Origin of the sequence: Kitasatospora sp. NPDC058492 (genome assembly GCF_042720685.1) — a bacterium.
In the GTDB taxonomy this organism is placed as follows: Bacteria; Actinomycetota; Actinomycetes; order Streptomycetales; family Streptomycetaceae; genus Kitasatospora.
This window is the reverse complement of sequence record NZ_JBHXMU010000117.1, coordinates 1-11,349: the sequence shown is the minus strand read 5'-3', so window position 1 is coordinate 11,349 and position 11,349 is coordinate 1. Positions and strand designations below refer to the sequence as shown.

Below are 11,349 nucleotides of genomic sequence, written 5' to 3'. Positions count from 1 at the left end.
GACTCAACCTGCTCAACCGTCAACCCATAGGCACACAGTCAAGACAACGAACACCTACACCCACAGTCACGCCCAGATGCGGTTGCAGTATTAAGGGGTGACCCGAAGTGGCTTCCCGCCCGCTCGGGTGGGGATACGCCGTGCAGTGCCGAAGCTCTTACGTGAGGGGTGTCGCCACCCGGCAGCAGGGGTCCGACGAGGGCCCGGCGCTGCCCTGTCCGCGCGCAACCGAGGGAGGTGGGCGATGAAACCCGGTCATAGTACGTGTCACCGCCGCACTCCCCTCACCATCGTGCACGTCTGAGACTCCGGCCCGACGTGCGCCAACTGCCCTGATCCGGGCGGCAGTCCGTGCTGCCCGGGGTCGGGGTGGTTCGCCACTCGCCCGCACCGCCCGTACCGCCCGCGCCGGTTGACCGGCGCACCGGCGGCGGCATCTCACGTGCCCCGAAGAACGAGACACCCTCCGATGATCCTGACCGGTTCCGCCTGCACGCAGCTCGGGCAGGCGCCCCGACACCCGCTCCGAACGGGCGGGCCGGGCGGCCCGCCGACGGCAGACCGCACCGACCCGCCCGCACCGGGGCGGCCGCTACGCGAGCAGCAGCGCGGCGTCCCACGGCAGGGCGCCGGCCTCCTCCGCGCCGCCCGCCAGGTGGTCGACCAGGGCAAGCGCGACGCCGGCCGCTCCTTCCAGGAACCCTGCCCGGTCGCGCGCCCAGGTCGGCCGCTCCCCGCCGGGTGTGACCGCGCCGGGTGTGACCGCGCCAGGTGTGACCGCGCCGGGCGGGGGCGGGCAGGGGAAGGCGAACGCGGCCTCGGGGTCGTAGTGGGCGATGACCTCCTCGGCCAGCGGTCCGAGCCGGGCCAGCAGTCGCGCGTCACCGCTGTCCCGGGCCACCCGGGCGGTGACTTGGAGCAGACCCGCGGCGCCGTGGCAGAGCATGGCGTCGTGCAGGCCCCGCCGCTCGCGCGGCCGGTCCAGCACGGCGTGGAGCGCACGGACCGCCCCGGCCTCCCAGTCGGGCTCGTCGAACGCCTGCCCGGCCAGTTGCAGGGAGCGGGCGACGCCCGGCGTTCCGTAGCACCAGGCGGCCCTGGCCCGGGGGGCGTCGACTCCGCCGGGCCGGTCCCCACCGGGCCGGTGTTCGTGCCCGGGGGTGAGGGAGGCCGGCCAGTCGGGGCCGCCAGCGCCCTCGTCGTCGTGGCGGCGGTGTGCCAGCAGCCACTGGGCCATCCGGTGCGCGGCCTCGGCCATCCCCGGCACCACGACTCCCTCGCGGCGGGCGAGCGCCAGCAGGGCCAGCGGCCCCGGAACGCCGTGCGCCAAGCCCAGGTTGAGGTGACCGTCGGGGAACCGCGCATCCGCTCCGGGCGAGGGCGGCCCCGGCACGCACCAGCCGGGCACCGTGCGGCCACCGATCCTCAGCGGCCGGCTCAGCTCGACCAGATACTCCAACACCGCGACCAACAGCGGCCGTTGGCCGTCACCGCAGGCCAGCAGATAGCGGCCGAGCCCGGTCAGACCGCCGATGACATCGTACGCGGCCATGGCCGGCCCCCGCTCCCCCGCGGCCAGCCGGGCCCGCTCCAGCGTCAGCAGCACATGGACCCGCTCCGCCACCCGGCGGTCCAGGGCCGCGAGCAGCCCGGCGTAGTCCCCCGGGCCGGCGACCGCCGTACGGACCGCGAAGGCCAGCGCGGGCGCGCCCTGGTAGAGGCTGTCCGCCGCGCTCCCCCCGCCCAGCAGGGAAACCGCCGAGGACAGCTGGGCGTGCGTCACCGGACGCCAGGACCGGTCCTGCCGTGCCAGCCGGGCGAACAGCAGCGCGATGCCCGGGTAGCCGTCGCCGAGCGACGCCGCTGACCACGGGCTCACCCCGAGGTACGGATCGGCGTTCCCCGGGGCCGCCATGACTCCGGGCGCCCGGTCGGGATCGCGCAGCAGCCGCGCGACCGACTCCACCGCCTCCTCCGCCGTCCGCTCGACGGCGCCTTTCCCCCGGTTTTCCATCATGGAATTCTCCATGCCATGCCCTTCTTTCGGATCGTGGTTTCGGCATGCCCGAAGACACCTTGCCACAAATCTCGAAAGATTCCCCACGGGGCTTCGGTTGACGGAAATCGAAAAGCCTCGTAGCGTCATTCACGAGCCGGACGGACCGGCTGATTCCGAAAGGGAGAAAATCATGCAGAACATTGTTTTCGCCGACGCCGAGCTTCAGTTCGACGCCTTCGACCTGGACCTGAAGGAGACCGTCAGCCAGGGCGACGAGGCCGCTGCCGTGCAGCACCCGTCGCTGGGCACCTGCTTCTGCAGCCACGGCTTCCACTGCTGAGCCGTCGCCGCAGAGCGCCCCGGGCGGGCTTTCGGCCCGCCCGGGGCGGTATTCAGAACGGGAAATTCCCCAGGTTTTCCAGGGGTTTGAACAAGGAGCTCTCGCATGCCCGCAACCGCACCTTTCCGAGGGGCTGGAACTCCATTGTTCCGCTGCGCGGACACCGCATTGTTGCGGGCTCCGGTCTTTCCTCGGAACCGCATCGAGGAAACCTTCGCGGATTTTCCCGCCGAGGCGGCCGACGAGCCGGAACAGCTGTCCCGGCAGCTCGCCCGGCTCGGTGCCGACCCCGAGCTGCGGGCCGCCGTCGCCCTGGCCAGCCCGTCGCTGGCACGTCTCGTGGACAAGGTGCGGGAGGGAGGCGCCGTCGAGCCGAAGCGCCTGCGCAAGGCCGTGCTCTCGCTGAGCCGCTACCAGCTCCGGATGGCCGCGCGGCCCACACCCTTCGGGCTCTTCGCCGGCGTCGCCGCCGTCCGGGTGGCGGCCTCCGCACCCACGACCGCAGTAGCCACGGCCGCCACGCCCGCACCCGAGCCCGGTGACGCGAGCGCACGGCTCGGCACCGCCCACCGTCCCGTCGCCCGGCCCGACATGGGCTGGCTGAGCGCGCTGCTCGCCGGCCTGGAGACCAGGCCCGACACCCTGGAGGCGCTGCGGGTCGTCGCCAACGAGCTCACCTTCGTCCGCGGCGACCGTCTCGTCCTGCCCTACGTGCCCGAACGCCACGCCGCGGAGCCCACGGCCGGCCGGACCGTCATCGAGGTCTCCATCCGCCACACCCCCGCCGTGCGCGCCGTACTGGAACTGACGGCGGAGCCCGTCCAGTTCGCCGAGCTGGGCCGTCGGCTGTGCGAGCGGTTCCCCGGCACCCCGGAACACCGTGTGAACGGCCTGCTGGGGCAGCTGGTCGAGCGCGAGTTCCTGCTCACCGACCTGCGCCCGCCGACCACTGCCACCGACCCGCTGGCGCACGTCCTGGACCGCCTGCCCGCCGGCCCCGAGCGGGCGGAACTCGCCGCCGTCCACCGGGAACTGGGCGCGGCCCGGCCCGGCACCGACTACTCGTCCGTCCTGCGCCGGATGCGACGCCTGCACGAGACCGACCGCCGGCTCCAGGTGGATCTGGCCCTGGACGCCGACGTGACGCTGCCCGCCGAGGTGGCGGCCGAGGCCGAACGCGCCGCCGAGGCACTGTGGCGGGTCTCCCGCGCCCGCAGCGCGCCGCCCCACCTGGCCCAGTACCACGGCGAGTTCGTCGAACGCTACGGCACCGACCGGCTGGTCCCCCTCACCGAACTGCTCGACCCCGACCGCGGTCTCGGCGCGCCCGCCGGCTACCTGATGCCGCCCAGCGAGCGCGAGCAGCCCGCCAGGCCCGAGCCCTCGCCCGCGGACGCGCTGCGGATCGAGCTGGCCCAGGCCGCCGCCATGGCCGGTGCATCCGAGGTGGTCCTCGACGACGGCCTGCTCGCGCGCCTCAGCCCCGACACCGACCTGCCCCCGCCCGCCTCGCTGGAGCTCTACGCCCGGGTACTGGCCGGCTCCGCCGAGGCGTTGGCGCGCGGCCGGTTCCGACTCTGGCTGACCCCGGAGACCGGCGCGGACCACGCCGGTGCGACCATCGGCAGGTTCTCCCACCTGCTGCCGGACGCCGCGCAGCGGATCGCGGCAGCCTGCGCGGAAGCCGAGAGCGCGACTGACGACGGCACTGACGACGGCACTGGCGACGACAGCATCGAGACCGCCCAACTCGTCCTGCGGGCCTCCCGGTCGCGGTCGGCCAACCTCAACCAGGTCCGCCGTCTGCTGGACCGGCAGATCGTGGTCGGCGCCTTCGCCGACCGCACGGCCCCCGGCACGGTGCCGCTGGACGACCTCGCCGTGGGAGCCGACCTCACCGGCCTCCAGCTGGTGCGGCTGAGCAGCGGCCGCCGGATCGTCCCGCTGGCCTGGAACATGCTCAACCCACAGGCCCAGGTCGGCAACGTGGGGCGCTTCCTGCGCGAGCTGCGCCTGTCGGGTGTCCGGCCCGGCTTCACCTGGGACTGGGGCCCGCTGGAGCAGGCGCCGTACACCCCGCGCGTGCGCCACGGACGCACCGTGCTCGCCCCGGCCCGCTGGCGGCCGTCCGCGCCGTTCTTCGCCGACACCTCCATGCCGGAGCGGGAGTGGCGGCTGGAGTTCGACCGCTGGCGGGAGCGCTGGAGCGTACCGGACCACGTGCTGCTCTGCGTCGCCGATCGCGGCCTGGAACTCGACCTCTCCACCGGGCTGCACCTCCGACTGCTGCGCCAGGACGTCGCGCGATGGCCGGACGCCGTCCTGCGCGAGGCACCGACGGGCGAGGACGCGTACGGCTGGCTGTCGGGCCCGGCGGGCGCGCACACCGCGGAGGTGGTCTTCCCGCTGCTCGCCGACGCGCCGATCCCGCGCCCCCGTCCCCGTCCCCGACCCGCTGTGCGCCCGACGCCCGCGCTCCGCGTCCAGCCGCCCGGCGGCGAGTGGCTCTACGCCAAGGTCTACTGCTCGACGCGGCGTCAGAACGAACTGCTCGTCGGAGCGTTGCCCCGCCTGCTCGCCGCACTGCCCGCCGAGGTGGACCGCTGGTTCTTCCTGCGCTACCGCGACCCCGAACCGCACCTAAGGCTGCGCTTCCACGGCGACCCGGCAGCGCTGAACCGGCAACTGCTGCCGAACTGCCACGACTGGTTCGCCGAACTGCGCCGCTCCGGACTGGCCTGGCGACTGGTGCTCGACACCTACGAGCCCGAGTGGGAGCGCTACGGGGGCCCGGCCGCGACCACCGCCGCCGAGGACGCTTTCGGCGCGGACAGCGCGGCCGTGCTCGCCCAGCTCGACGCACTGGAGGCGGGCCGGCTCGACCTGGACCCGAGGCTGCTGGGCGCCCTCAACATGCTCGACCTGGCCCGGCACGTCCACGGGGACACCGCCGAGGGCGCCGCGCGGGCGGAGGAGTGGCTGCTGACCACCTATCCCAGATCCGCCGTCCACACCCAGCTGCGCGACCTGCGGACGGCGGCCGTGCGGCTGAGCGACCCCGCCGACGACCGGGCGGCCCTGCGCGCCCTGCCCGGCGGCGGCGAGCTCCTGGCCGGCTGGCAGCGCCGGGCCGGTGCACTCGCCCGCTACGGCGAGGCGCTGCGCGCGGCCACCCCCCGGGGGTCGGAGCTGCCCGGCCTGGTGCACCTGCACCACAACCGGCTGCTCGGCATCGACCCGGAGGCCGAGGACCACGCCCGCGCCGTCGCCCGCGGCGCGATGGAGGCCCAGCGGGGCCGCCGCCTGCGCCGGCCCTGAGTTCAGGCCCCCACCGCGAGCCCGCCGTCAGCGGCGTGCCGGCCGGCCCCTCCGCGGCGCGAGCCGGTCGTGGCCGATGCCGGGCTACCCCGCGACCGGCTCCGGGCGGAAGGCCTGGTCGATGTTGTCCTCGACCCAGGAGCGAAGCGCGTTCAACGGCACCGCGGCACTCTGGCCGAGGCGGGTGAGGGAGTACTCGACGTGCAGGGGGACGACGGGGTACACGGTGCGGTCGAGGATGCCGAAGTCCTCCAGGCGGCGCAGGGTCTGGGTCAGCACCTTGGGGCTGACGCCCTGGAGGCGGCGCTGGAGTTCGCCGAACCGCTGGGGGCCTTCCTGGAGGGCGCCGATGGCGAGGGCGGCCCACTTGTTGGCGAGCAGGTCGAGCAGGACGCGACAGGGGCACTGGGCGGCGTAGACGTCGTGCTGCGAGTGCTCGCCGCTGGGGCAGGTGGTCGTCATGCTCACTCTCCTCACCAGGACACTTCCCGATGGGAAGTACTAGCCCTTGAAGGTAACCATACCTGCGGGGATAGCGTCGCCGGCATCGAGGAACGGCCGCTGAAAGGCCTTCCACACTCTGATGCTTCGGGAGATGACGCATGTCCGCAGACACGATGCGCGCGGTGGTCCAGGACACGTTCGGCGGGCCGGAGGCGCTGCGGGTCGCCGAGGTGACCCGCCCGGTGCCGCTGCCGACGGAGGTGCTGGTGCGGGTGCACGCGGCCGGGATCAACCCGGTGGACTGGAAGACCCGCGACGGCTCCGGCATGGCCGGCCTGCTGGGTGAGCCGCCGTTCACGCTCGGCTGGGACGTGTCCGGCGTGGTCGAGGAGGTCGGCTTCGGCGTGACCACGCTGAAGGCCGGTGACGAGGTGTACGGCATGCCGTGGTTCCCGCGCGCCGCGAACGCCTACGCCGAGTACGTGACCGCCCCGGCCCGGCAGTTCGCCCGCAAGCCGGCCACGCTCGACCACGTGCACGCCGCCGCCGTGCCGCTGGCGGCACTGACCGCCTGGCAGGCCGTCGTCGACACCGCCCAGGTGCGGGCCGGCCAGCGGGTGCTGGTCACCGCGGCCGCCGGCGGGGTGGGCCACTTCGCGGTCCAGTTCGCCCGCCACCTGGGCGCCCACGTGGTCGCCACCGCCAGCGCCGCCCGGCACCCCTGGCTCAAGGAGCTCGGCGCCGACGAGGTGATCGACTACACCGGCACCCGCTTCGAGGACGCCACCGCCGGCATCGACGTCGTCATCGACCTGGTGGGCGACGCCCACGACCTGACCAGCACCCGTTCCCTGAAGGTCCTGCGCCCCGGCGGCCTGCTGGTCGCCGTCCCGGCCGGTGTCTCCCCCGAACTGGCCGCGGCCGCCGAGGCGGCCGGCGTGCGGGTCACCCCGTTCCTGGTCGAGCCGGACGGCGCCGCGCTGACGACGATCGCCGCGCTGATCGACGCCGGCGAGGTCGCCGTCGAGGTGGAGCGGACCTTCCCGCTGGAGCAGGCCGGGGCCGCTCACGCCCGCGGCGAGGCGGGCCGCACCCGCGGCAAGCTCGTCCTCACCACCAAGGTCGGGCCCGGAGCCAACTGACCGCCGGTCAGGGACGGGTGGGATTCCCGGCTCGCCCACCTCACCTCATCCCACCCCGCCTCACCTCGCCTCACCGGACTCGCTCGACGCTCCACCTCGGCAGGTACTCGAAGAACGCGACCGCCTCCTCCCGCCACCTGGGGCGCCAGGCCGCGGCTTCCGTGGCGGCCGCGTGCGCGAAGCGCCGCATGTCCGCCCGCATCCGCTCCGGGACGCCGTGGCGGTGGGCGAGGTCGCGGATGGCGGCGATGGTCTCCCCGGTGCAGGCCCCGTCGCCGAGTGCGGACTCCACCACGGCCCGCTCTGGGCCGGTGGCCGCCGCCAGGACGGCGCGGACGGTGTAGTTGCGCCGCCCCTCCCGGATGTCCGTTCCGGTGGGCTTGCCCATCGTCCCCGCGTCGCCGAAGAGGTCCAGGTAGTCGTCACGCAGCTGCCCGCAGATCCCCACCAGCCGGGCGTAGCGGCGCAGTTCCCCGTCGTGGGCGGCGGGCTGGACGCCTGCGGCGAGCAGTCCCAGCTGGAGCGGGGCGAGCACCGAGTAGCGCGCGGTCTTGTAGTCGGCCACGTCGTGCAGCACCTCCTCGTCCGGGTCCGCGGTGAAGTCCCGCTCCAGGTCGATGATCTGGCCGACGAACGTGGCCGTTGCCGCCCGCGTCTGCACCTCGACCATGGCCTGTCGGACCGGGAGCGGGGCCCGGGAATCGAGGAGGACCTGGAGCGACAGCGCGAGGGCGAGGTCGCCGGCGAGAACGGCGAGCCCGAGCGCGGTCTGCGGCCGGTCGGGGAACCGCCCCCGGTAGGCGTAGTAGGTGGAGGGCCCGCCCCGGCGGGTGGGGCTGTCGTCGATGATGTCGTCGTGGACCAGCCCGTGGGTCTGGAGCAGTTCGATGCTCAGCGCGGCGTCGTCCAGCCCCGCCACGGGTTCGGCAGTCACCAGCCGGGCGGCCTCGAAGAGCAGGGCCACCCGCATCCGCTTGCCGCCGCGCAGCGACAGGTCCCGCAGCAGGGCCAGGCAGTCCGGGGTGAACCGGCTGAACGACGGGGCGTCGAAGGCGGCGGCCAGGTCCTGGAAGTGCTGCTCGGCCAGCGTGCCGAACCGGCGCTCGTACCCGGCGAGACGGGCCCGGATCTGCTCGGTGGGAACGGCGGCGGCGGTATCGGTCACGAAGATGTCTTCCGTTCGGCCGGGTCTGCGCGCCCGCGCAGGCGCGGAGGTGCCACGGATCCCGGTGGTGGTCCGTCACCCATGCTGCCCCATCGGCCTCCCGGCCCGAGCACCCGGTAGGTGCCCTCCCGCGCTCCCCGCAGCAGTACAACACGCCCCCGTTCGAAGAGCCGCTCCACCGGAAGGTCGACAAGAGCACCGCCGGGAGCACGGTCCTGGCCGGGGGCGGCTCCCGGAGCCAGCTCCCGGGTGCGGTCTCGTGCTGGATACGGACGAACTCCCCTGCCCCTGAATGGTCCTCTTGATCAAGGCCGGGAATCACCGGCGCCATTCATCAGAGGGGTTCCTTCGTGAACGATCATGCACCGCACAGCCGCCTCCCGCGCTCCCGCCGGCGCGGCCGGCACCGGGCGGTGGCGGTCGTGACCGCCGTGGCCGCCGGCGTGATGACGGTCGGAGCGCTGGCACCGACCGCGGCGTTCGCGGGCGGCAAGCCGGACAACGTCCAGTCGAGCCTGAACGCGCTGGTCAAGGACGACGGTCTGCCCGCCGCGCTGGCCGCCGTCAAGGGCCGCGACGGCCGCACCCGCACCTACACCGCCGGCGTGGGCGATGTCGCCACCGGAGCCAAGGTGCCCACGGACGGGCAGGTGCGGATCGGCAGCAACACCAAGACCTTCACCGCCGTCGTCGTGCTCCAGCTCGTCGCCGAGGGAAAGGTCGGCCTCGACGCGCCCGTCGAGACCTACCTGCCCGGCCTGCTGCGCGGCGACGGCATCGACGGACACCGCATCACCGTCCGCCAACTGCTCCAGCACACCAGCGGCCTGCCCGAGTACGTGGACAAGGACTCGATCCTCACCAGCCCGACGCGCTACTACGAACCGCGCGAACTCCTCGACGCGGCCCTGGCCCAGAAGGCCCACTTCGCCCCGGGCACGAGCTGGGAGTACAACAACACCAACTACCTGCTGGCCGGCCTGATCATCCAGAAGGTCACCGGGCGGCCGCTCGGCGAGGAGATCAACCGGCGCATCGTCGACCGCATCGGCCTGCGCCACACCTACTTCCCCACCCCCGGGGACACGGGCATCCGCGAGGCCCACCCCAAGGGCTACAACCGGGACGCCGACGGCTCACTCCGCGACTACACCGAACTGGACCCCTCCTGGGGCTGGGCGGCAGGCGCCGTCGTCTCCACCAACAGCGACATCACCCGCTTCTACACCGCGCTCCTCGGCGGCCGGCTCCTGCCCGCGGCGCAGCTCGCCCAGATGCGCACCACCGTCCCCGCCGACGAGGTGGGCCCCGGCGCCCGCTACGGGTTGGGCCTGGTGAGCCGGCCGCTGTCGTGCGGCGGCCTCTACTGGGGCCACGGCGGGACCATCCCGGGCTACGACACCGCCGGGGGCGCCACCGATGACGGCCGCGCCACCAGCATCGCGGTGACCATGATCCCAAGTGGCGCCGCCGGACAGCACGTTGAGGCCACGGTGGACGCGGCCCTGTGCCGCTGACCCTCCCCGATCCGGTCTGAGCGTCCGCACCGGTACGACCCGCGGGTTCTGCGCGCCTCGGCGCGCGCGGAACCCGCGCACTCGCGTACCCGCGTACCCGCGTACCCGCGTACCCGTGCACCCGCTTACCCCGCCAATTCCCCCTTCCCGTAGAGGAGTTCTTCCGTGAACGAGCACGTCCCGCACAGCCGGTCCCCCCGGTCCCCCCGGGCCCACCGGAGCCGCCGCGGCAGGCACATGGTGGCGGCAGCCGTGGCCGCCGGCGTCGTGGCGGCCGGAGTGCTGGCACCGACCGCGGCGTTCGCCGGCGGCAAGCCGGACAGCGTCCAACAGAGCCTGAACACGCTGGTCAAGGACGACGGCCTGCCCGCCGCACTGGCCTCGGTCAAGGGCCGCGACGGCCGCACCCGCACCTACACCGCGGGCGTCGGCGACCTCGCCACCGGCACCAAGGTCCCCGTCGACGGGCAGATACGCGCCGGCAGCAACACCAAGTCCTTCACCGCCGTCGTCGTCCTCCAACTCGTCGCCGAAGGGAAGATCAACCTCGATGTACCCGTCGAGACCTACCTGCCGGGGCTGCTGCGCGGCGACGGCATCGACGGACGCAACATCACCGTCCGCCAGTTGCTCCAGCACACCAGCGGTCTGCCCGACTACATGGACGCCCCCGCCCTCGCGGACTTCACCACCGTGCAGTACCGCTACTTCGAGCCCCGCGACCTCCTCGACGGCGCCCTCGCCCAGCAGGCCCGCTTCCCCGCGGGCACCAGTTGGGAGTACAGCAACACCAACTACATCGTCGCCGGACTCCTCGTCCAGAAGGTCACCGGACGGCCCGTCGGCGAGGAGATCACCAAGCGCGTCATCGACCGCATCGGCCTGCGCCACACCTACTTCCCCACCCCCGGGGACACCAGCATCCACGAGGCCCACCCCCAGGGCTACTTCCGCAGCTCGCCGGACGCGCCCCCGATCGACTACACCGAGATGGACGCCTCGATGGCCTGGGCGGCCGGGGCGATCGTCTCCACCAACACCGACCTCAACGCGTTCTTCACCGCGCTCCTCGGCGGCCGGCTCCTGCCCGCGGCGCAGCTCGCCGAGATGCGGACCACCGTCCCCGCCGAACTCCTGGGCCCGGGGGTCCGCTACGGGCTGGGCCTGCAGAGCAGGCCGCTCTCCTGCGGCGGCCTGTCCTGGGGCCATGGCGGCACCTCCCCCGGCTACCGCTCCCGCGGCGGCGTCACCGACGACGGCCGCGCCGCCACCATCACCGTCACCACCGTCCCGGGCGGGGCCGGCGCGCAGCACATGGCGGACGCACTGGACGCGGCCCTCTGCCGCTGACCGCTCCACCCCTCGGTCCGGCTCCCGCGCGCGGGGGCCGGACACCGGACGGCCTCGCGGCTCCCGTGGACGGG

General features: G+C 73.9%; 8 protein-coding genes. 5 read left to right on the top strand and 3 right to left on the bottom strand.

All coding sequences use genetic code 11. The features are described from left to right. Positions 1–592: 592 nt before the first annotated feature. Positions 593–2,029, bottom strand: a complete 1,437-nt coding sequence (locus ACFWPI_RS38800; RefSeq protein WP_380425369.1) for a lanthionine synthetase C family protein — start codon at positions 2,027–2,029, stop codon at positions 593–595. A 160-nt stretch (positions 2,030–2,189) separates the two neighbouring features. On the opposite strand from ACFWPI_RS38800, the gene ACFWPI_RS38795 reads away from it, so the two are divergent. Beyond that, the gene (locus ACFWPI_RS38795) at positions 2,190–2,339 is read left to right on the top strand and encodes a hypothetical protein (protein WP_380380475.1); all 150 of its coding nucleotides are present in this window, start codon (positions 2,190–2,192) and stop codon (positions 2,337–2,339) included. A gap of 171 nt (positions 2,340–2,510) precedes the next feature. After that, complete coding sequence (locus ACFWPI_RS38790; RefSeq protein ID WP_380380477.1) at positions 2,511–5,657, top strand: lantibiotic dehydratase; 3,147 nt, start codon at positions 2,511–2,513, stop codon at positions 5,655–5,657. Between the two features lie 84 nt (positions 5,658–5,741). Here ACFWPI_RS38790 and ACFWPI_RS38785 read toward each other — a convergent pair whose 3' ends face one another. Beyond that, complete coding sequence (locus ACFWPI_RS38785; RefSeq protein ID WP_380380479.1) at positions 5,742–6,119, bottom strand: winged helix-turn-helix transcriptional regulator; 378 nt, start codon at positions 6,117–6,119, stop codon at positions 5,742–5,744. Between the two features lie 140 nt (positions 6,120–6,259). Between ACFWPI_RS38785 and ACFWPI_RS38780 the strand changes: the two genes are divergently transcribed. Beyond that, on the top strand, positions 6,260–7,243 hold the full coding sequence (locus ACFWPI_RS38780; RefSeq protein WP_380380481.1) for an NADP-dependent oxidoreductase: 984 nt from the start codon (positions 6,260–6,262) through the stop codon (positions 7,241–7,243). 70 nt (positions 7,244–7,313) lie between these two features. On the opposite strand, the gene ACFWPI_RS38775 is transcribed toward ACFWPI_RS38780, so the two are convergent. Beyond that, the gene (locus ACFWPI_RS38775; RefSeq protein ID WP_380380483.1) at positions 7,314–8,408 is read right to left on the bottom strand and encodes a polyprenyl synthetase family protein; all 1,095 of its coding nucleotides are present in this window, start codon (positions 8,406–8,408) and stop codon (positions 7,314–7,316) included. A 350-nt stretch (positions 8,409–8,758) separates the two neighbouring features. On the opposite strand from ACFWPI_RS38775, the gene ACFWPI_RS38770 reads away from it, so the two are divergent. Both ACFWPI_RS38770 and ACFWPI_RS38765 read left to right on the top strand, forming a co-directional pair. Next, on the top strand, positions 8,759–9,925 hold the full coding sequence (locus ACFWPI_RS38770; RefSeq protein ID WP_380380485.1) for a serine hydrolase domain-containing protein: 1,167 nt from the start codon (positions 8,759–8,761) through the stop codon (positions 9,923–9,925). A 165-nt stretch (positions 9,926–10,090) separates the two neighbouring features. Further along, positions 10,091–11,275, top strand: a complete 1,185-nt coding sequence (locus ACFWPI_RS38765) for a serine hydrolase domain-containing protein (RefSeq protein ID WP_380380487.1) — start codon at positions 10,091–10,093, stop codon at positions 11,273–11,275. Positions 11,276–11,349: the final 74 nt, after the last annotated feature.